Raw genomic sequence first — 20,317 nt, 5'->3', positions numbered from 1 at the left:
TAAGGTCACCGAATATACGGCGCCAGGGCGGTGACGATGTCGGCGGCCGGCCCACTGCGGACCTCCCGGTATGCCTCACCCGCCCACAAGTTGGTGCCGTGCGGATCCTCCATCTCGATGGCGGCCGCCCGGATCGGCTTGGTCATCTGATTGACCTCCGGATAGCCAAGCGGCGCAACGTGATCCAGCAGACGGGTGAAGTTGTTCGCCAGACCACGCGCGTAGCGTCCGGAGAACGCCCGGGTGACCACGGTCGAGTCGAACTCCGGGTTCTTCAGCGCGACCCGGTAGGCCTGGTGCGTGCCGGCCTCGTCGGCCAGCAACAGCGCCGTACCGATCTGCGCTGCCACCGCTCCCCTGCGCAACGCCGCCGCGATCTGTTCGACGGTGCCCAGCCCGCCCGCCGCGATCAGCGGCACATCGTGCGCGCTGCCGATCCGGTCCAGCAGTTGGTGCAACGACTCCGAACCGGGCTCCATGTCCGGCGCGAACGTCCCACGGTGTCCACCGGCGGCGGGCCCCTGGACCACCAGGTTGTCCGCACCCGCCGCGATGGCGACACCAGCCTCGTACGCCGAGGTCACCGTGACCGACACCAGCAGACCCTGTGCACTCAGCATCCGGATGACGTCCGGCGGGGGCGCCCCGAAGGTGAACGACACCATCTCGGGCCGCACGTCGGCCACGACCTCGATCTTGCGTTGCCAGTCGTCGTCGTCGCCGTGCATCGGGTGGCCCACTTCGACGCGGTAGTGATCGGCGACCTCTTCGAGATCCTCCGCGTAGTACTCCAGTTGCACCCAGTCGGCCACGCTGGGTTGGGGTACGAAGAGGTTGACCCCGAGGGGCCCGGTGGTGGCTTTCCGTGCGGCGGCGATGTCGTCGGCGAACTGCTCGGCGGTCAGGTAGCCGCCGGCGACCATGCCGAGCCCGCCGGCATTGGAAACCGCAGCGGCCAGCGCCGGGGTCCCCGGGCCACCAGCCATCGGCGCACCCACGATGGGCGCAGGGATGTCCCAGAAACCCAAAACCATCGGGCTAACTTACCATCGCTCGAAGTTGTTGGGGCAGCGATCGTTTCGCGCTGTACGGGCCGAGGACGGCGGCGCCGTAACGCTTGTTCAGCAGGCGCCGGGCCACCGCGTTGACCTCATCGAGGGTGACCTTCTCGATCTGCCGCAGGGTGTGCTCGATGCTGCGGTGGGCGCCGTAGTTCAGCTCGCTGCGCCCGATCCGGCTCATCCGGGAGCCGGAATCCTCCAGGCCCAGCACCAGCCCGCCGCGCAGCGAACCCTTGGCGATGCGGCATTCGTCCTCGGTGATGCCGTCGCGGGCCACCGATTCCAGCACGGCGGTGGTGATCTTCATGACGTCGGCAAAGCGTTCGGGCAGGCATGCCGCGTACACCGACAGCGCGCCGCTGTCGGCGAAGATGTCCAGCGACGAGTAAACCGAGTACGCCAACCCGCGGGCCTCGCGGATTTCCTGGAACAACCGGGAACTCAGGCCGCCGCCCAGCGCCGTGTGCAACACCGACATGGCCCAGCGGTGCTCCCAGCCGCGCCCCGGCGTTCGGACGCCCAGCGAGACATGCGTCTGCTCGGCGTCGCGGCTGCCCATCACCAGTCCTGGTTCACCGGTCACCCGGCCCGCGCCCTTGCGCGGCGCCAGCGGCCGCCGCCCACGAACCAGGCGGGCCGCGAAATGCTCGCGCGCCAACCCGACCACCTCGTCGTGGTCGACGTTGCCGGCCACCGCCACGACCATCCGCTCCGGGGTGTACCGGCGCACATGGAACGAGTGCAACTGGGACCGCGACATCGCCGACACCGATTGCACGCTGCCGATTACCGGGCGGCCCACCGGGTGGTCGCCGAACAACGCCGTCATGAACATGTCGGCCAGCGCGTCCTCGGGGTCGTCGTCGCGCATCGCGATCTCCTCGAGGACCACGTCGCGTTCCAGTTCCACATCCTCGACGGCGCATCGCCCGTTGAGCACCACGTCGGCGACCAGGTCGATCGCCAGCGCCAGGTCGGTGTCCAGCACGTGCGCGTAGTAGCAGGTGTGTTCCTTGGCGGTGAAGGCGTTGAGCTCGCCGCCGACGGCGTCCATCGCCTGCGCGATGCCTACCGCGGTTCGAGTCGGGGTCGACTTGAACAGCAGATGCTCGAGGAAGTGCGCGGCACCGGCCACCGTGGTGCCCTCGTCGCGGGATCCCACCCCGACCCAGACACCGACCGATGCCGAACGCACCGCAGGCAGATATTCAGTGACGACCCGCAGACCACCCGGCAGAGTGGTGCGACGCACGCCTCCCTTTTCCGGGGGGAGGGCGCCCCCGGAGTCAGCTGCTGACCGTCGCGGCATCGGCTGCTGGCGCTGCTCCGGGGTCGGCGGGGGCCGCACCCGAGCTGTCGTCGTCCGTAAGGACCAACGAGATCTTGCCCCGCTTGTCGATGTCGGCGATCTCCACCCGCAGCTTGTCGCCGACGTTGACCACGTCCTCGACCTTCGCGATGCGCTTGCCCTTGCCGAGCTTGGAGATGTGGACCAGACCGTCCCGTCCGGGCAGCAGCGACACGAACGCGCCGAAATCGGTTGTCTTGACCACGGTTCCGAGGAACCGCTCCCCGACCGTCGGCAGCTGCGGGTTCGCGATGGCGTTGATCCGGTCGATCGCCGCCTGCGCGGACGGACCATCGGTGGCGCCGACGAACACGGTGCCGTCGTCCTCGATGGAGATCTGCGCGCCGGTCTCCTCGGTGATCGCGTTGATCACCTTGCCCTTGGGCCCGATGACCTCGCCGATCTTGTCCACCGGCACCTTGATGGTGGTGACCCGGGGCGCGTAGGGGCTCATCTCGTCGGGCCGGTCGATGGCCTCGGCCATGACCTCGAGAATGGTCAGCCGGGCATCTTTGGCCTGCGCGAGCGCGCCGGCCAGGACCTTCGAGGGAATCCCGTCCAGCTTGGTGTCTAGCTGCAGGGCGGTGACGAAGTCCTTGGTGCCGGCGCACTTGAAGTCCATGTCGCCGAACGCGTCCTCGGCGCCGAGGATGTCGGTCAGGGTGACGTAACGACGTTCGGATTCTCCGCCTTCGACTTCAATGTCATCGGACACCAGCCCCATCGCGATGCCGGCTACCGGCGCCTTCAGCGGCACCCCGGCGTTGAGCAGCGCCAGCGTGGAAGCACACACCGAGCCCATCGACGTCGAGCCGTTGGAACCCAGAGCCTCGGACACCTGCCGGATGGCGTAGGGGAACTCGTCAACCGGGGGCAGCACCGGGATCAGGGCCCGCTCGGCCAGCGCACCGTGCCCGATCTCGCGCCGCTTGGGCGAGCCGACCCGGCCGGTCTCGCCAGTGGAGAACGGCGGGAAGTTGTAGTGGTGCATGTAGCGCTTGGACGTCTCGGGCCCGAGCGAGTCGATCTGCTGGGCCATCTTGACCATGTCCAGCGTGGTCACACCCAGGATCTGGGTCTCGCCGCGCTCGAACAGCGCGCTGCCGTGCGCCCGTGGCACCACCGCGACCTCGGCCGACAACGCGCGGATGTCGGTGATGCCGCGACCGTCGATGCGGAAGTGGTCGGTCAGGATGCGCTGGCGAACCAGCTTCTTGGTCAGCGAGCGGAACGCGGCGCCGATCTCCTTCTCCCGGCCCTCGTACGTGCCGGCCAGCCGCTCGACGACCTGCGTCTTCAGCTCGTCGGTGCGCGTGTCACGCTCGGCCTTGCCGCCGATGGACAGCGCCTCGGACAGCTCGTCGGTGGCCACCGACGCCACCGAGTAGTAGACGTCGTCCTCGTAGTCGGGGAAGGTCGGGTAGTCGCGCGTGTCTTTCGCGGCCGCGTCAGCCAACTCCTGCTGCGCCGTGCACAGGGCGGCGATGAACGGCTTGGCCGCCTCGAGACCCTCGGCGACGACGGTCTCGGTCGGCGCCTGGGCACCGCCCTCGACGAGCTCGATGACCTTCTCGGTGGCCTCGGCCTCAACCATCATGATCGCGACATCCCCGTCAACCTTGCGGCCGGCCACGACCATGTCGAACACCGCCCGCTCCAGCTGCTCGACGGTGGGGAAAGCGACCCAGGTCCCGTCGATGAGCGCCACCCGGACGCCGCCGACCGGGCCGGAGAACGGCAGGCCGGAAATCTGGGTGGACGCCGACGCGGCATTGATCGCCACGACGTCGTACAGGTCGTTCGGGTCCAGGCTCATGACCGTCACCACGACCTGGATCTCGTTGCGCAGGCCGTCGACGAACGACGGGCGCAGCGGCCGGTCGATCAGCCGGCAGGTCAGAATCGCGTCGGTCGAGGGCCGGCCCTCGCGACGGAAGAACGAGCCCGGGATACGTCCCGCGGCGTACATCCGCTCTTCGACGTCGATGGTCAGGGGGAAGAAGTCGAAGTGTTCCTTCGGGTTCTTGCTGGCGGTGGTCGCCGACAGCAGCATGTTTTCGTCATCTAGGTAGGCGACCACCGAGCCGGCGGCCTGCAAAGCCAGGCGTCCCGTCTCGAATCGGATGGTGCGGGTGCCGAAGCTCCCGTTGTCGATGGTGGCGGTGGACTCGAAGACGCCTTCTTCGATTTCAGTCGCAGACATAACGTCAGTGCGGCCTCTCTGGTTATTCAGCTATTTCGCGGGTGCATGCGCGAGCAAACCAGGGAGCAGTGTCTGAATACGGCTACGGCCATCGATCGAAGCTGCCGACCTGCCCCAGATCCTGGGAGCCCGGCAGCCACTACCGAAGACCGCCCGATACAGAGCTGCTTCCCGTGGCACGCGTGGCGACTCGCTGGAACGGTGCGCGCGGATCTGCGCGAACCGCACCAAGGTGCTCGGGCCGAACCGGCCCAGAACGTCCTCACTCTACACGGAGCTAACTCGCGATAGCGGAAAGATGGGAGCACAACCCGCTGCCCGGTGCGCCCGACCTCTAGTTCCGGGGTGCGCTGCTGATGTCTTCGACGCATACGGCGAACCGCCGCTGGGAGTACGTGTAGCCCAGCCCGCTGGCGCACTGGTCCACCGATACGGGTGGATCGAGGTCTTTGAGGACCTGGGTGGCCCGCTGACGGTTGGGCATCGACGCGTCGTTGCAATCGACGCGGAACGGATCGGCGATGTGGTGCGGGTCCACACTCATGCAGCCACCGACCACCCAGTCGATGTCCAGGCAGACGGTGCTGTCCGAGCCGCTGATCGAATTGTGGGTCGAGTACGACGAATCGACGTCAGACGGGCACTGGGCCCGGTCTTTCACCACAGCGACAACTTTGAAGTTGGACTCCGGGCTTCCGCACGGCGCCTTGGCGGCCTGCGGCTGGGCGGCCGTGCCGCCGAGCTTGAGACAGTCCCCCACTGTGAATTCGCTGAGGTCGGAGCCGCTTTTCCCCGTCGAACACCCGGTCACCGCGCCGATGATGCCGGCCGCGATGGCGGCCATTACGGCGCCTGACGCGCCACGGGTCAGCGGCGCAGACCCAGCCGCTCGATCAGCGAACGGTAGCGCTCCACGTCGACCTGGGTCAGGTACTTGACCAGGCGCTTGCGGCGGCCGACGAGCAGCAGCAGGCCGCGGCGGGAGTGGTGGTCATGCTTGTGGATCTTCAGGTGCTCGGTGAGGTCGGCGATGCGCTTGGTCAGCAGCGCGATCTGCGCCTCCGGCGATCCGGTGTCGGTCTCGTGCAGACCGTAGGAACTCAGAATTTCTTTTTTCTGCTCGGCAGTAAGCGCCACGAAAATATCTCCATCAATAGGTCCGCGATCAGGGAATTTCACAGCGCGGCCACCGCGAACCGCAGCACGCGCCGATAACGTCGGGGAGTCTAGCAGGGTTTACTGATAGGGCTCAGCGCTGAGCCTTCTTCCTAGGTCAGTAGGCCGCGGGTGCGCTCGGTGTCTCTGCCGATCTCCTGCACCAGGTCGTCGATGGAGTCGTACTTCTTCTGACCGCGGATTCTGGCGACGAAATCCAGCGCCACATGCTGGCCGTACAGGTCGGCGGTGGTGTCCAGAACAAAGGCCTCCACGGTGCGGGTGCGCCCGGAGAACGTCGGGTTGGTGCCGACGGACACCGCGGCCTGATAGCGCTCCCCCGGGATGACGGTGCCGGTCACCGGCCCGTGCCCGAGCACGGTGAACCAGGCCGCGTACACGCCGTCGGCGGGGATGGCGGAGTACATCGGCGGCGCCACGTTCGCGGTGGGAAACCCGAGCTCGGCTCCCCGGCCGTAGCCGCGCACGACGACACCCTCGACCCGGTGCGGGCGGCCCAGCGCTTCGGTGGCCGCCAGCACGTCACCGGCGTCCACGCACGACCGTATGTAGGTGGAGGAGAACGTCACGGTCTCGTTGCTGTGGTGCTCGGACAGCAGCGACATCGCCTCCACCGCGAAGCCGAACCGGTCGCCGGCCTTGCGCAGGTTTTCGACGCTGCCGGCCGCCTTCTTGCCGAAGGTGAAGTTCTCGCCGACCACCACCTCCACCACATGCAGGTGCTCCACCAGCAGTTCATGGATGTAGCGGTCGGGGGTGAGCTTCATGAAGTCGGTGGTGAACGGCATCACCAGGAAGACGTCGATGCCCAGGTCTTCGACGAGTTCGGCGCGGCGGGTCAGGGTGGTCAGCTGAGCCGGGTGACTGCCGGGGTACACGACCTCCATCGGGTGCGGGTCGAAGGTCATCAGCACCGATGGCACGCCCCGGGCGCGGCCCGCCTTCACGGCATGGGCGATCAGCTCGGCGTGCCCACGGTGCACGCCGTCGAAGACTCCTATGGTCAGCACACATCTGCCCCAGTCCGTGGGGATCTCGTCCTGACCGCGCCACCGCTGCACGCCCGCAAGCCTAATCGTCGGCGCAACCCGCCCGCCGGGGCGCCGGATTAGGCGTGGGTTGCCTAAGATTTGTGCTTGTGAGGGCTGACGACGAGCCTGGCGGGCTCACCCCGGTTGCCCAGGACTATTTGAAAGTCATTTGGACTGTCCAGGAGTGGTCCCCCGACGGGGTTCCGCAGAAGGTGAGCACGAAGATGCTCGCCGAGAAGATCGGGGTGTCCGCCAGCACCGCATCGGAGTCCATCCGCAAGCTGGCCGAACAGGGGCTGGTGAACCACGAGAAGTACGGCGCGGTGACGCTGACGGAGTCTGGCCGGCGAGCCGCGCTGGGGATGGTGCGCCGACACCGGTTGCTGGAGACGTTCCTGGTCAACGAACTCGGTTATGGCTGGGACGAGGTGCACGACGAGGCCGAGGTGCTCGAGCACGCAGTGTCGGATCGCCTGGTGGCCCGCATCGACGCCAAGCTCGGCTATCCGCGCCGCGACCCGCACGGCGACCCGATACCGGCCAGCGACGGCCAGGTGCCGACACCGCCCGCGCGCCAACTGTGGGCCTGCGGCGATGGGGACACCGGGAAGGTGGCCCGCATCTCCGACGCCGACCCGGAGATGTTGCGGTATTTCGACAGCGTCGGGATCAACCTGGATTCGCAGCTGCGGGTGCTGACGCGCCGCGAGTTCGCCGGGATGATCTCGGTGGCGGTGTCGTCGGGTGACGGCGATGCCACCACCGTGGAGTTGGGCAGCCCTGCGGCCCGCGCGATCTGGGTGGTGGGCTAGCGGCGATCGCAAGTGCGGCGCAGCCGGGCGACGCGGGTCGCCGCCATCAAAGCTAGCCGCTCAGCAGACCCTTGGCGATGTGGGTCACCTGGACCTCGTTGCTGCCGGCGTAGATCATCAGCGACTTCGCATCGCGCGCAAGCTGTTCCACGCGATACTCGGCCATGTAGCCGTTACCGCCGAACAGTTGCACGGCGTCCATCGCGACCTCGGTGGCGGCCTCGGACGAGTACAGCTTGATGGCTGACGCCTCGGCCAGCGTCAGCGGCTTACCGGCCTGCTGGCGCTCGATGGTCTGAAACACCATGTTCTGCACGTTCATTCGGGCGATTTCCATTCGCGCCAGCTTGAGCTGGATCAACTGGAACTGCCCGATGTTCTTTCCCCACAACGTTCGACTCTTCGCGTAATCCACGGAAAGCCGATGGCATTCGTTGATGATGCCCAGCGCCATCATCGCGATGCCGATCCGTTCGGCGGCGAAATTGGCTCGGGCGCTTTCCCTGCCGTCGCCGTCGCTGGGCTGCTCGCTTTCGCCCAGCAGTCGGTCCGGGCTCAGCCGGACGTTGTCGAAGAACAACTCACCCGTCGGCGAGGACATCATGCCCATCTTCTTGAACGGCTTGCCCTGGGTGAGGCCGGGCATGCCGGAATCGAGCACGAACACCAGCACCGGCCGGTTTCGCTTGTCCTCGGCTGAACCGTCATCCAGCTTGGCGTAGACCACCAGCACGTCGGCGTACGGCCCGTTGGTGATGAACGTCTTCTGCCCGTTGAGGATGTAGTCCTGACCGTCGCGCCGAACGTAGGTCTTCATGCCGCCGAACGCATCCGAGCCGGAATCCGGTTCGGTGATGGCCCACGCCGCGATCTTGTTGAGCGTCATCAGATCGGGCAGCCAGCGTTCCTTCTGCGCCAGGGTGCCGCGGCTCATGATTGTCGCGGCACCCAGTCCCAGGCTGACCGAGGCCGTGCTCAGCAATCCGATGCTGACCCGGGCGATTTCGGACACCACCACGGCCATCATTGACGGCTGGACGCCCATTCCGTCGGATTCGCCTGACTCGTCCCGCTTTTCGGCCGTTCCGGTCCGTTCGCGGTCGAGCATCTTCTTCACCGATTCCGCCGCCAGCACGTCCAGGCCGAACTGGCTGAACAGTTTGCGCGCGATCGGGTAGGGCGGCATTTCGCCGGTCTCCAGAGCGTCCAGGTTGGGCCGGATCTCCTTATCGACGAACTGACGGACGGTGTCACGCACCATCAGGTCGGTGTCGGACCACTCGATCACGATCAGCGCTCGGCGCGCTGGTAGGCGGTGACGACGGCGGCGCCGCCCAGGCCGATGTTGTGTTGCAGCGCGGCGCTCACGTTGTCCACCTGGCGCTTGTCGGCGGTTCCCCGCAGTTGCCAGGTGAGCTCGGAGCACTGCGCCAGCCCCGTGGCGCCGAGTGGGTGGCCCTTGGAGATCAGCCCGCCCGAGGGGTTCACCACCCAGCGTCCGCCGTAAGTGGTCTGGTTGTCGTCGATGAGTTTGGGCGCCTCGCCCTCGCCGCACAGCCCCAGCGCCTCGTACAACAGCAATTCGTTGGCGGAGAAGCAGTCGTGCAGTTCGATCACCTGGAAGTCGTCGGGGCCGAGCCCGGACTGCTGGTAAACCTGTTGCGCAGCTTGCACATTCATGTCATAGCCGATGATGTTTCGGGCGCTGCCGTCGAAGGTGGAGGCGAAGTCGGTGGTCATCGACTGCCCGACGATCTCCACGGCCTGCCCGGCCAGGTTGTGCCGGGCGACGTAGTCCTCACTCGCCAGCACCACCGCGGCCGATCCGTCGGAGGTGGGCGAGCATTGCAGCTTGGTGAGCGGGTCGGAGATCATCTTCGCCGCCAGGATGTCGTCGAGGGTGTACTCGTCCTGGAATTGGGCGTAGGGGTTGTTCACCGAGTGCTTGTGATTCTTGAAGCCGATCTTGGCGAAATGCTCGGCGGTGGTGCCGTATTTCTTCATGTGCTCGCGGCCGGCCGCGCCGAACATCCACGGCGCCACCGGGAATGCGAACTCGTCGATCTCGGCCAGCGCCTTGACGTGCCGGCCCAGCGGCGACTCCCGGTCGTTGGCGCCGCCCTGCAGCGCCCCCGGCTGCATCTTCTCGAAACCCAGCGCCAGCACGCAGTCGGCCAGCCCGCCCCGGATTGCCTGCGCGCCCAGGTACAGCGCGGTGGAACCCGTCGAGCAGTTGTTGTTGACGTTGACGATCGGGATGCCCGTCATACCGAGTTCGTAGAGGGCCCGCTGTCCACAGGTGGAGTCACCGGCCACGTAGCCGACGTAGCCGTGTTCGATCTCGGTGTAGTCGATACCGGCGTCTTCGAGCGCTTTGGTGCCGGACTCCTTGGCCATCTGCGGGTAGTCCCAGCCTTCGCGGCGGCCGGGCTTTTCGAACTTCGTCATGCCCACCCCGACGACGAAAACCTTGTTAGCGCTCTTAGCAGGCATCTTTGCCCCTCCAGCTCGATCGACTTGCATCCCAGTGTGCAACTCGCCGGACCGGGGCCGCAGACCGGGGGCGCATCCGGCGCTACAAGGTCGACGGGCGGATCACCACGACCGATCTGGTGCGACGCCCCTCGTCGCACAGCAGCGCGATCACCCGGCCGTCGGCCGCGGTGGCCGCGTACACGCCCTCGAGACCGGCGGGTGCCAGCGCCCGGCCGTTAGCGGCGGCGTCGGCCTCCTCGTCGGTGAGGTCGCGGCGCGCGAACATCAACAGGCAGGCCTCATCCAGGCTCAGCGACAGGCGCGGGCGCTCAGCCAGGTCGTCCAGCGTCACGGCGTGGCTCAGGTCGAAACGGCCGACCCGGGTACGCCGCAACGCGGTCAGGTGCCCGCCGACACCGAGCGCAGCGCCGAGGTCGCGGGCCAGCGCGCGAATGTAGGTGCCCGACGAGCAGTCGACTTCCACATCGAGATCGATCAGGCCCGCCGCGCGCCGGGTCGCCAGCACGTCGAACCGGTCGATGCGCACGGGCCGTGCCTGCAGTTCGACGGCCTGGCCCTCGCGGGCCAGTTGGTAGGCGCGCCGGCCGGCGACCTTGATCGCGCTGACCGCCGACGGCACCTGCTCGATGTCCCCGCGCAGCGCGGCCACCGCCGTCCCGATCGCCTCGTCGGCGATATTTTCGGCCGAAACTGATTGCAGCAGTTCACCTTCGGCATCCTCGGTGGAGGTGGACTGACCCAACCGGATGGTGGCCGCATAGGACTTCGACGTCGCGGTCAACAGACCGAGGATCTTGGTGGCGCGCTCGATGCCGAGCACCAGCACACCGGTGGCCATCGGGTCCAGCGTCCCGGCATGACCCACCCGGCGGGTGGCGAAGATCCGGCGACAACGCCCGACGACGTCGTGACTGGTCATCCCGGCCGGTTTGTCGACAACGACCAATCCGGCACCGGTCATAGCACGATCGCGGTGAGCACCAGCCCGCGCTCCACCGACCAGCGCCCGGCCAGCGACGTCAACGGCGGGCCGGCCAGGGCGGCCGGGTCGATCAGGATGCGGGAGACGAAGCGCCCGGCCGTTTCGGAGTCCGCCTGGAACGTGATGTGTGCGTCCTCGAAACCCAGCCAGCGCTTGGTCAACGGGAACCAGGCTTTGTACGTAGCTTCCTTGGCGCAGAACAGGATTCGGTCCCAGTGCAACCCGGTAGGCAAAGCCGCGGGGATCTCGGTGCGCTCGGCCGGCAGGCTGATGGCATCCAGCACGCCGTTGGGAAGCACATCGTGGGGTTCGGCGTCGATACCCACCGAACGCACCGGCCCTTCGCGTCCCACCACTGCGCCGCGGTAACCGGTGCAGTGGGTGAGGCTGCCGACGACGCCGTCGGGCCAGCAGGGTTCTCCCTTGTCGCCCTTGAGGATCGGCGCCGGCGAAACACCGATCTCCCCGAGCGCGACGCGGGCACAGTGCCGCACGGTGATGAATTCGTTACGGCGCTTGGCCACCGACCTGGCGATCAGCGGCTCCTCCTCGGGCAGCGGCGCCAAATCCGGCGGGTCCGAGTAAAGCTCGGCGTGGCCCAGCTCATCGACCAGGGTGCCGGGCAGCAGCGAGGACACCAGCGTGCGGGTGTTCACCGGTTCTGCCGCTGCCGCAACCGTTCCTGAAACTGGGCGTGCTGCGCCCTCATCTCAGGGGTGATGGTGAAGTGCCCGCCGAAGTCGTTGAGGTAGCCGGGCGCGTATTGCGGGTCGGGCAGCACCTGCCGCAACCAGCTGTACGGCTTGCGGCGGCGCCACTCGCGCGGGTAACCCACCGACACCTCTTCGAACCGCACGTCGTCGTACCAGGTGGTCCGCGGAATGTGCAGGTGCCCGTAGACCGAGCAGATCGCGTTGTAGCGGGTGTGCCAGTCGGCGGTCTTGGTGGTGCCGCACCACAGCGCGAACTCGGGGTAGAACAGCGCATCGCAGGGGTCACGCACCAGCGGGAAATGGTTGACCAGCACGGTCGGCTGCATCCAGTCGAGCTGTTCGAGGCGGGCGCGCGTCTTGGCGACCCGCTCGCGGCACCAGGCATCGCGGGTGGCGTACGGCTCGCAGGACAGTAGGAACTCGTCGGTGCACACCACGTTGCGTTCCTTGGCGATGGCCAGGCCCTCGGCTTTGGTGGCGGCGCCGTTGGGCAGAAACGAGTAGTCGTACAGCAGGAACATCGGCACGATGGTGGCCGGGCCGCCCCTCTCGGTCCATACCGGGAACGGGTGCTCTGGGCTGACGACGCCCATCTCGTCGCACATGTTGACCAGGTAGTCGTAGCGGGCACGGCCGAAGATCTGCAGCGGGTCCTTGTTCGTGGTCCACAGCTCGTGGTTGCCCGGAACCCAGATCACCTTGGCGAACCGCCGCCGCAGCAGATCCAGCGCCCAGCGGATCTCGTCGGTGCGCTCGGCGACGTCGCCGCACACGATCAGCCAGTCGTCCGGCGACGAAGGATGCAGCGACTCGGTGACGGGCTTATTTCCCAGGTGACCGGTGTGCAGGTCCGAGACAGCCCACAACGTCGGCTGTCCTCCGCCCTGCTCATGTCCTGTCACGAATAACCACCCTAGCGATCCGCAATGGATTGCCTCGTTTCACTTACGGCTGCGCTGACGCGACTTGTACACTCCCGGCAAGAGGATCGCCGGGAGCAGGGGGTGTCGTGTTCGCCAAAGTGCGTCTGGCTGCAGCGTTGAGTGCGCTGGTCACAGCGGTGATCGTCGGCTTCCAATGCGCTCCCCCCGCTCCGACGGCGCGCGGGCCGGTCGAGTTGCGGTCCACGGCCCAGCCGATGGAAACCACCATGAAGAGCCCGATCGTGGCGACGTCCGACCCGAGCCCGTTCGATCCCTGCACCCAGATTCCGTTCGACGCGGTGCAGCGGCTGGGGCTGGCCTTCTCGCCTCCTGAGCCGCAGGAAGGCCTGCGCTGCCAGTTCGACGCCGGCAACTACCAGGTGGCCGTGGAGCCCATCGTCTGGCGGACCTACGCCCAGTCGCTGCCCGCCGACGCCGTCGAGACCACCATCCAGGGCCACCGCGCCGCCCAGTACTGGACCTTGAAGCCGACCTACCACAACAGCTTCTGGTACATCTCCTGCATGGTGACGTTCAAGACCAGCTACGGCGTCATCCAGCAGTCGCTGTTCTACTCGACCGTCTACTCCGAGCCCGACGTCGACTGCCCGTCCACCAACCTGCAGCGGGCCAACGACCTCGCTCCGTTCTACAAGTTCTGATCCTGCCTACTCTGGCTGTGTGAGCATCACATCCCTTCGGCGTGAACGACTCAAGCAGCGGACCCTGAACAGCGGTATCGGTCGCAGGGCCGCGCTGGGCGCAATCGGCGCAGCATTCGGCCTGCCGCGAGCCAGCACGCGCTACACCGTCAACCGTGTCGAGATCCCGATGCGCGACGGCGTCCATCTCAGAGCCGATCACTACGAACCCCAGACGTCCAAACCATCCGGCACGTTGCTGGTGCGCGGGCCGTACGGCCGCAAGCTGCCCTTCTCACTGGCCTTCGCCACGTTGTACGCCGCCCGCGGCTATCACGTGGTGCTGCAGAGCGTGCGGGGCACGTTCGGCTCGGCCGGCGAGTTCGAACCCATGGTCAATGAAGCGGAGGACGGCGCCGACACGGTGCAGTGGCTGCGTGAGCAACCGTGGTTCACCGGGCGCTTCGCCACCGTCGGACTGTCTTACCTCGGCTTCACCCAGTGGGCGCTGCTCAACGATCCGCCGCCGGAACTGGCCGCCGCGGTGATCGCCGCGGGTCCGCATGACTTCCGCGAATCAACCTGGGGCACCGGCGCATTCGCGGTCAACGACTTCCTCGGCTGGAGCGACATGGTGAGCCGTCAGGAGGATCCCCGCCGCCTCCGGCACGGGCTTCGGCACCTGCGGGCGCCGCGCAAAGTCGCGCGGACCATCGACAGGGTCCCGTTCGGGCCGGCCGCGCGCGACCTGCTCGGTTCGGGCGCACCCTGGTTCGAATCGTGGGCGAAACAACCCGAACCCGGCGACTCGTTCTGGGACCGAATGCGCTTTCCCGACGCACTGGACCGGGCGGAGGTGCCGGTGCTGCTGCTCGGCGGCTGGCAGGACCTGTTCATCGGCCAGACGACGCGGCAGTATCGCCACCTGTCCCAGCGGGGAGTGAACGTGGCGATGACGGTGGGCCCCTGGACGCACGTTCAGATGATCACCAAGGCCCTGCCCCTCACGACTCGGCAAACGCTGGACTGGCTGGACTTTCACCTCGGCGGCGCACCGGAACTGCGTCGCCCGAGCCCGGTGCACGTCTTCGTGACCGGCCAGGGGTGGCGGCACCTGCCCGACTGGCCGCCCGCGACCGACGAACATGCGCTGTACCTGCAGCCCTACGGACACCTGGGCGACACCCCGCCCGAGATCAACACGCGGCCGGCCAACTTCCGATACGACCCGAAGAGGCCGACCCCCACGACCGGTGGCCCGCTGCTGTCAGCGAAGGGCGGCTACCGCGACGACACCGAGCTGGCTCAGCGTGACGACGTCCTCAGCTTCACCGGAACCACCCTGACGCAGGACCTGTTCGTGTACGGCAGTCCTGTGCTGGAACTTGCGCACAGCTCCGACAACCCGCATGTCGACCTGTTCGTCCGGGTCAGCGAAGTGGACGTCAAGGGCCGGTCCCGCAATGTGAGCGACGGGTACCAACGGCTCGGGAACTCCTCGCGCAACGTCAGGATCGAACTCGACCCGATCGCGCACCGGTTCGCGGCCGGATCGCGCGTCCGGGTGCTGATCTCGGGAAGCTGGGTCCCCCGTTACGCCCGCAATCTCGGCACCGGGGAGCCGATGTTGACCGGCGGTCAACTCAAGCCGGCGACGCATTCGGTGCACTTCGGCGAATCCCGGCTGCTGCTGCCGGCGTCAGGCGACGGCGGCGCGGACCCTGGCGGCGATGCCGGCTAACTCAGCGTCGGTGTGCACGGGCGCCGCCAACCGCGGCGCAGTGGGCAGTTGCACCCAGCTGGTGCAGCCGGCGTAGTCGGGGGTACGGGTCAGCCGCACCGGTTCGACGAGCGGTATCGCCGAGACCACCAGCACGGCGAGCTGATGTTTGGGCCGGAAGTCGAGCCGGTCCGCGCGTACCGATTCCGCGGTCCAGATGTGCAGGTCTTCGATGTCGGGTAACCGCTCGGGACGGTTAACCGCCACTGCGGCAAAGACTTTCGCTGCGGCTCGCAGCGTCACCTGGTCCTCGGTGCTGTCCGCGGCGGCCTCGGTGAGCATGTCCCGGTGTTCGGGTCGGACGCGCTGCGCGTGGCTGTGCGCCACCGTCGGGAACAACAGGAACTCGTTGGCGGCCACCTCGAAGCGCTTCTCGCCGATGCCGCCCTTGCGCAGCAGGATGGTCTGGCGCCCGTCCAGCAGCGCCCGCACCGCGGCGCTCCACTCCTTGAGCGCCTTCGTAGTTCGAGCGCCTGTCACGGCCGCCCCGCGAGTCGGGCCACAACTTCGGGCCGACGCAGCGGCGGGACCGTCTTGGGCGGCTGCCGCCGGGCCGGTAGCGCCTCGAGCAGCCGGGCCGTCGACGCGGTCACCTCGGCCACCGCGGCTTCGAACGCGTCGGCGTTGGCGGCGGACGGGTGGGTGATCCCGCTGACCTTGCGCACGTACTGGCGCGCTGCGGCCGCGATCTCCTGGGCTGTGGCGGGCGGCTCCAGTCCGCGCAGTTCGGTGATGTTGCGGCACATGCTCTCCACGATAAGCGCGTCGTGGGTCCGCGAACTTCGTTGAGCCTGCGTCCACGGTCGGTGCTCTCGGCGTGTCGCCGCCCTCAGCGCAGAATCGCTGCCGTTCAGGCCGACTCATTGCCAGTCGCAGGCCTGGCTACGATTCTTGGCTACGGTAAGAGCCATGACCGACGAGATCCTGCTGATCGACACCGACGAGCGGGTGCGCACCCTGACACTGAACCGTCCGCAGTCCCGCAACGCGCTCTCCGCCGCGCTGCGCGACCAGTTCTTCGGAGCTCTGGCCGAAGCCGAGACCGACGATGGCGTGGACGTCATCATCGTCACCGGCGCCGACCCGGTGTTCTGCGCTGGGCTGGACCTCAAGGAGCTGGGCGGGCAGACCGCCCTCCCCGACATCTCGCCACGGTGGCCGGCCCTGACCAAACCGGTGATCGGCGCCATCAACGGAGCCGCGGTCACCGGCGGACTCGAGCTCGCGCTGTACTGCGACATTCTGATCGCCTCCGAGCATGCTCGCTTCGCCGACACGCACGCCCGGGTCGGTCTGCTGCCCACCTGGGGGCTGAGCGTGCGGCTGCCGCAGAAGGTCGGCGTCGGCCTGGCCCGCCGGATGAGCATGACCGGGGACTACCTCTCGGCGGCCGACGCACTGCGCGCCGGGCTGGTCACCGAGGTGGTGGCCCACGACCAACTGCTGCCCGCCGCCCGCGGTGTCGCGGCCTCCATCGTCGGCAACAATCAGGATGCGGTGCGCGCACTGCTGGCGTCGTACCACCACATCGACGACGCCCAGATCGGCGGCGGCCTGTGGCTGGAAGCCGCTGCGGCACGGAAGTTCCGCACCAGCGGCGACGACATCGCGGCCAACCGTGAGGCGGTGCTGCAGCGCGGACGTTCGCAGGTGCGTTGACCGCCCGGTGACGCAGCAGCCGGTTCCCCCGCGCGCCGTATGGCGGCGGTCGAGCGCGGACGTCGTGTTCACCGTCGTGCTGTTCGTGGCGCAATTCGTGGCCAGTGCACTGGCTTTCGTCGGCGCGCTGGGGCCGGCGATGTGGCTGATGCTGCCCGGGTGCAGCGACAACTGCGACAGCGCCGCGGTCGATCACTTCTACGGCGGCGTCACCACCGGGGTCGCCGTCGTGGTGGGCGGCATCGTGGCTGGACTGCTGCTCGCCGTCATCGGGTCGGTGATCGCCGGGATACGCCGATCGGTGATGTGCGTTTGGCCGGGACTCGGCCTGACCGTGGTGGGGGTGACTTTTCTTGTGGCACTGTGGCTTTGGTTGGATGCGGTACCGACCGGGAAGCCGGCGTGACCGGTCAGCCGTGCCGAAAGCCGGAGAGCTTGCGCTTGATCTGCCGGTTGTAGATCACCTGCAGTTGTTTCTGGACGCTGCCGAACGTGGCACCGACGTCAGCCCCTTTGAGGCCGATCGACTCCAGCCCGGCCGCGATGATCCGGTCACCACCGGGAAGGAAGACGCGGGCGTAGTCCTGCGGACGGGTGTGCGGCAACTGATCGAAAGCCACCCGGGCACGTGGGTTGTCGGCCAGATACTGCTGCTGGCTGGGATCGCTGGCGGCTGACTTCCGCACCGCCAGGTAACCGGTGTGCTGACTGAAATAGGCGGCGTTGCGCGGACTGGTGATATACGCGATGAACTTGAGCGCGTTGAGCTTTCGCTCGTCGGACAGCTTCATCGGGATCGCCAGCCCGGCACCGCCGGTCGGGCAGGCGGGCGCTCCGCCCGGGCCGGTCGGCAGGGGCGCCACCCCGAAATCGAACCGGGCTGCGGCGGTGATACCGACCAGCGCCCCCGTCGAGGCGACGGCGGAGGCCAGGATGCCGGTGGCGAATTCGTTGGCGACGTTGTTGGCGATCGCGGCATACCGCTTGCCGTGAATCGATTCGCGCAGAAAGGTTCCTGCCGCGATGGTCGCCGGGTCGGTGAACTTCAGGGCCCACTGGTCGGAATACGCTCCGCCGAACGCCCAGTTCGGCCCTTCGAAGGTCCAGGAGATCGCCTCGGAATTCGCCCAGCCGTGGGCCAGATTGCCGGCGCCGACGACGTTCTGCAGCCGCGGCCCCCACTCGTCGAACTCCGGCCAGGAGCTCGGCCCGCGGTCCGGCAGCCCGGCCCGTTCCCACACCGCCTTGTTGTAGTAGAACAGCGGCGTCGACCGCGCATACGGCACCGCATAGTGGTGACCGCCGAATTCGTAGTCCGCCAACAGTGAGTCCACGTAGTCCCCGGTGTCCACGCCTACCTGCCGGAACAATTCGTCCAGCGGGGCCAGCACACCGCTCAGCGCGAAGTGAAACCACCAGATGTCATCCAGCACAACGACATCGGGCACATCGGCGCCGATGAGCGCGGCATTGAACTTCTGCGCTACCTCGTCGTAGTCCTTGCCGGCATCGATCAACTTGACCTTCAGGTCCGGGAACTCAGCTTGAAAACGGTTGATCAGCTCACGCTCCACCGCGGTGGACAGCCCAGGATGGTTGGACCAGAACGTCATTGGGCCGTTGCCGGACTTGACCGGGCTGCGGTCGCCCAGACCCGCGCACCCGGCCGTCGCACCGGCGGCAGCCAGTGCCAGGAACCCTCTGCGGTTCAGCACCGTCACCCCTTCACCGCGCCCGAGGTGAGACCTTTGATCATCTGTCGCTGCAAGACGATGAAGATGAGCAGGATCGGCAGCATCGCCAGCAGCGTCACCGCCATCACCGGGCCCCAGTTGGTGACTCCTTCGGCCTGCTGCAGGAACGTCAGTCCTACCGGTAACGGCGCCACCGACTCGTCATCGGACATCAGGAACGGCCACAGGTATTCGTTCCATTCGTTGACGACGGTGATGACGCCGAAGGCCACCATGGTGGGTCCCGACATCGGCAACACGACCTGCAGCAGCAGTTGCCACCATCGCGCGCCGTCCATCCGGGCCGCTTCGATCACCTCGGTGGGCAGCGACAGAAAATGGTTGCGCATCAAGAAGGTTCCGAACGCGACGCCGGCCAGCGGCAGGATGATGCCGGGAAAGGTGTTGCGCAGACCCAGTTGCGAGATCAGTGCGTAGTTGGAGATCACGGTGATCTGGTTGGGCACCATCAGTGCGGCGATGATCACCAGGAAGACCACATTGCGGCCGGGGAACCGCACGAACACCAGGCCGAAGGCGCTGAGCACGCCCAGGACGAACTTCACCGCCGCCAGCGCGGTCGTGATGATCACCGAGTTGCGCACATAGGTCCAGAACGGAATCTGTTGCGTGGCAGTGCGGTAATTCTGCGGATGCCAGTGCGGCGGCCACCAGGTGGTCGGCTGCGAGTACACGTCGGGCTGCTCTTTGAGCGAGGTGAAGAACACGAACGTCAGCGGTCCGGCGATCAGCGCGACCACGACGAGCATCGCCGCATATCCGAGCAGACGCGCCGGGCGCGCACGGTCGCCGCTCATTGGTGCTGCTCCCTGTCCATCACCCGCACCTGGTAGTAGGTGATGGCCAGCAGCACCAGGAACATGAGGGTGGCGACCGCGGCGCCGTAGCCGGCCCGGAAGTTGCGGAAGGTCTCGACGTAGACCTGGTACACCATGGTGGTGGTGCCGGTGCCCTCCGGGCCGCCGCGGGTCATGACGTTGATGACGTCGAAAACCTGCAGTGAGCTGATCAGCACGGTGATCGACAGGAAGAACGTGGTGGGACGCAGCTGGGGCAATGTCACCGTCCGGAACGTGGTCCACCGGCCGGCGCCGTCGATCTGGGCCGCTTCCAACAAGTCTCGGCGCACTCCCTGCAACGCGGCCAGGTAGATGACGAACGTGTAGCCGAGGTTCTTCCAGATGTAGGTGACGATGATCATGAACATCGCCCAGTGCGCGTCCTGGTAGAAATCGGGCACCCCGAAACCCGCGCGGCGCAGCAGGTCCTGGATCAGACCGAAGTGCGGGTCGAAGACGAACTGGGCGGCCAGCCCCACCGCCGCTCCGGAGATCACGAACGGGGCGAAAACCGTGGAGCGCACGATGTTTCGACCGCGCAGTGGTTGATCGAGCAACATCGCCAGCGCCAACCCCAGCACCATCGAGCCGACCACCGCCGCCACGGTGAACACCGCGGTATTTAGGACGATGCGGACTGTGTCCGACCGGGTGAACCACTCCGCGTAGTTCGACAGCCCGATGAATTCGGCCTGTGGGTCGGAGATATTCCAGTCGAAGAAGGACAGCCGGATGTTGTCGGCCAGCGGCCGGTAGATGAACAACGACAACAGCGCCACATTGGGGCCGACCAGCACGACGAACAGCGCGTAATCACTCCAGGGCCGGCGCCGGGTCCGTTGCGTCGTCCTCACGGGCGTGAGTGTAGCCCCGGGGGTGTGTCGCCGAGATTGCCGTCA

General features: G+C 67.1%; 21 protein-coding genes. 5 read left to right on the top strand and 16 right to left on the bottom strand.

Annotated features, from left to right (window positions below; translation table 11 throughout):
* Positions 1 to 5: 5 nt before the first annotated feature.
* From C0J29_RS11055 to C0J29_RS11030, 6 genes are all read right to left on the bottom strand, one after another.
* On the bottom strand, positions 6 to 1,034 hold the full coding sequence (locus C0J29_RS11055; RefSeq protein ID WP_065047371.1) for a nitronate monooxygenase: 1,029 nt from the start codon (positions 1,032 to 1,034) through the stop codon (positions 6 to 8).
* A gap of 4 nt (positions 1,035 to 1,038) precedes the next feature.
* Positions 1,039 to 2,370: a M16 family metallopeptidase gene (locus C0J29_RS11050; protein WP_120794673.1), complete on the bottom strand. Its 1,332-nt coding sequence runs from the start codon at positions 2,368 to 2,370 to the stop codon at positions 1,039 to 1,041.
* Positions 2,348 to 4,612, bottom strand: coding sequence for a polyribonucleotide nucleotidyltransferase (locus C0J29_RS11045; protein ID WP_120792337.1), 2,265 nt, complete (start codon positions 4,610 to 4,612; stop codon positions 2,348 to 2,350). Before C0J29_RS11045 ends, C0J29_RS11050 begins: the two co-directional genes overlap by 23 nt.
* Before the next feature lie 334 nt (positions 4,613 to 4,946).
* Complete coding sequence (lppU, locus tag C0J29_RS11040) at positions 4,947 to 5,456, bottom strand: LppU family putative lipoprotein (protein WP_120792336.1); 510 nt, start codon at positions 5,454 to 5,456, stop codon at positions 4,947 to 4,949.
* A gap of 23 nt (positions 5,457 to 5,479) precedes the next feature.
* The gene (gene rpsO / locus C0J29_RS11035) at positions 5,480 to 5,749 is read right to left on the bottom strand and encodes a 30S ribosomal protein S15 (protein WP_120792335.1); all 270 of its coding nucleotides are present in this window, start codon (positions 5,747 to 5,749) and stop codon (positions 5,480 to 5,482) included.
* A 131-nt stretch (positions 5,750 to 5,880) separates the two neighbouring features.
* Positions 5,881 to 6,849, bottom strand: a complete 969-nt coding sequence (locus tag C0J29_RS11030) for a bifunctional riboflavin kinase/FAD synthetase (protein WP_065047379.1) — start codon at positions 6,847 to 6,849, stop codon at positions 5,881 to 5,883.
* Between the two features lie 77 nt (positions 6,850 to 6,926).
* Here C0J29_RS11030 and mntR point away from each other — a divergent pair, with 77 nt between their 5' ends.
* A complete protein-coding gene (gene mntR / locus C0J29_RS11025) occupies positions 6,927 to 7,631 on the top strand; it encodes a manganese-binding transcriptional regulator MntR (RefSeq protein ID WP_065047381.1) in 705 nt (234 codons plus the stop codon).
* Between the two features lie 52 nt (positions 7,632 to 7,683).
* On the opposite strand, the gene C0J29_RS11020 is transcribed toward mntR, so the two are convergent.
* The 5 genes from C0J29_RS11020 to C0J29_RS11000 all read right to left on the bottom strand — a co-directional run bounded on the left by C0J29_RS11020 (position 7,684) and on the right by C0J29_RS11000 (position 12,724).
* Positions 7,684 to 8,919, bottom strand: a complete 1,236-nt coding sequence (locus C0J29_RS11020; RefSeq protein ID WP_120792334.1) for an acyl-CoA dehydrogenase family protein — start codon at positions 8,917 to 8,919, stop codon at positions 7,684 to 7,686.
* A 2-nt stretch (positions 8,920 to 8,921) separates the two neighbouring features.
* Positions 8,922 to 10,124 carry a lipid-transfer protein gene (locus tag C0J29_RS11015; RefSeq protein ID WP_065165025.1) on the bottom strand — a complete coding sequence of 401 codons (1,203 nt, stop codon included), beginning with the start codon at positions 10,122 to 10,124 and terminating at the stop codon, positions 8,922 to 8,924.
* A gap of 82 nt (positions 10,125 to 10,206) precedes the next feature.
* Positions 10,207 to 11,088, bottom strand: a complete 882-nt coding sequence (truB, locus tag C0J29_RS11010; protein WP_120792333.1) for a tRNA pseudouridine(55) synthase TruB — start codon at positions 11,086 to 11,088, stop codon at positions 10,207 to 10,209.
* Positions 11,085 to 11,765 (bottom strand): 4'-phosphopantetheinyl transferase PptT, encoded by a 681-nt coding sequence (pptT, locus tag C0J29_RS11005; protein ID WP_120792332.1) that lies wholly within the window; start codon positions 11,763 to 11,765, stop codon positions 11,085 to 11,087. The genes truB and pptT overlap by 4 nt, the downstream gene beginning before the upstream one ends.
* Positions 11,762 to 12,724 (bottom strand): metallophosphoesterase family protein, encoded by a 963-nt coding sequence (locus C0J29_RS11000; RefSeq protein ID WP_065047391.1) that lies wholly within the window; start codon positions 12,722 to 12,724, stop codon positions 11,762 to 11,764. The genes pptT and C0J29_RS11000 overlap by 4 nt, the downstream gene beginning before the upstream one ends.
* Positions 12,725 to 12,831: 107 nt before the next feature.
* Here C0J29_RS11000 and C0J29_RS10995 point away from each other — a divergent pair, with 107 nt between their 5' ends.
* Both C0J29_RS10995 and C0J29_RS10990 read left to right on the top strand, forming a co-directional pair.
* On the top strand, positions 12,832 to 13,407 hold the full coding sequence (locus C0J29_RS10995; RefSeq protein WP_120792331.1) for a DUF3558 domain-containing protein: 576 nt from the start codon (positions 12,832 to 12,834) through the stop codon (positions 13,405 to 13,407).
* 19 nt (positions 13,408 to 13,426) lie between these two features.
* Positions 13,427 to 15,127 (top strand): CocE/NonD family hydrolase, encoded by a 1,701-nt coding sequence (locus tag C0J29_RS10990; protein ID WP_120792330.1) that lies wholly within the window; start codon positions 13,427 to 13,429, stop codon positions 15,125 to 15,127.
* Here C0J29_RS10990 and C0J29_RS10985 read toward each other — a convergent pair.
* Together C0J29_RS10985 and C0J29_RS10980 are read right to left on the bottom strand one after the other, a co-directional pair.
* The gene (locus C0J29_RS10985; protein ID WP_120792329.1) at positions 15,086 to 15,646 is read right to left on the bottom strand and encodes a DUF1802 family protein; all 561 of its coding nucleotides are present in this window, start codon (positions 15,644 to 15,646) and stop codon (positions 15,086 to 15,088) included. The genes C0J29_RS10990 and C0J29_RS10985 overlap by 42 nt on opposite strands.
* The gene (locus C0J29_RS10980) at positions 15,643 to 15,912 is read right to left on the bottom strand and encodes a DUF2277 domain-containing protein (RefSeq protein ID WP_065163825.1); all 270 of its coding nucleotides are present in this window, start codon (positions 15,910 to 15,912) and stop codon (positions 15,643 to 15,645) included. Before C0J29_RS10980 ends, C0J29_RS10985 begins: the two co-directional genes overlap by 4 nt.
* 163 nt (positions 15,913 to 16,075) lie before the next feature.
* Here C0J29_RS10980 and C0J29_RS10975 point away from each other — a divergent pair, with 163 nt between their 5' ends.
* Positions 16,076 to 16,825 carry an enoyl-CoA hydratase gene (locus tag C0J29_RS10975; protein ID WP_120792328.1) on the top strand — a complete coding sequence of 250 codons (750 nt, stop codon included), beginning with the start codon at positions 16,076 to 16,078 and terminating at the stop codon, positions 16,823 to 16,825.
* A 7-nt stretch (positions 16,826 to 16,832) separates the two neighbouring features.
* Positions 16,833 to 17,231, top strand: coding sequence for a hypothetical protein (locus C0J29_RS10970; protein ID WP_120792327.1), 399 nt, complete (start codon positions 16,833 to 16,835; stop codon positions 17,229 to 17,231).
* Positions 17,232 to 17,235: 4 nt separating this feature from the next.
* Here the strand turns inward: C0J29_RS10970 and C0J29_RS10965 are convergent, their stop codons facing one another.
* From C0J29_RS10965 to C0J29_RS10955, 3 genes are read right to left on the bottom strand one after another with little or no spacing between them, the layout of a single operon-like run.
* Complete coding sequence (locus C0J29_RS10965) at positions 17,236 to 18,546, bottom strand: ABC transporter substrate-binding protein (protein ID WP_120792326.1); 1,311 nt, start codon at positions 18,544 to 18,546, stop codon at positions 17,236 to 17,238.
* Complete coding sequence (locus C0J29_RS10960; protein WP_120792325.1) at positions 18,543 to 19,376, bottom strand: carbohydrate ABC transporter permease; 834 nt, start codon at positions 19,374 to 19,376, stop codon at positions 18,543 to 18,545. The genes C0J29_RS10965 and C0J29_RS10960 overlap by 4 nt, the downstream gene beginning before the upstream one ends.
* Complete coding sequence (locus C0J29_RS10955; RefSeq protein ID WP_065045816.1) at positions 19,373 to 20,272, bottom strand: carbohydrate ABC transporter permease; 900 nt, start codon at positions 20,270 to 20,272, stop codon at positions 19,373 to 19,375. The genes C0J29_RS10960 and C0J29_RS10955 overlap by 4 nt, the downstream gene beginning before the upstream one ends.
* Positions 20,273 to 20,317 lie beyond the last annotated feature (45 nt).

Source organism: Mycobacterium paragordonae (assembly GCF_003614435.1).
In the GTDB taxonomy this organism is placed as follows: domain Bacteria; phylum Actinomycetota; class Actinomycetes; order Mycobacteriales; family Mycobacteriaceae; genus Mycobacterium; species Mycobacterium paragordonae.
Note: the sequence above shows the minus strand (reverse complement) of the source record. Positions and strands in the feature narration are given on the sequence as shown.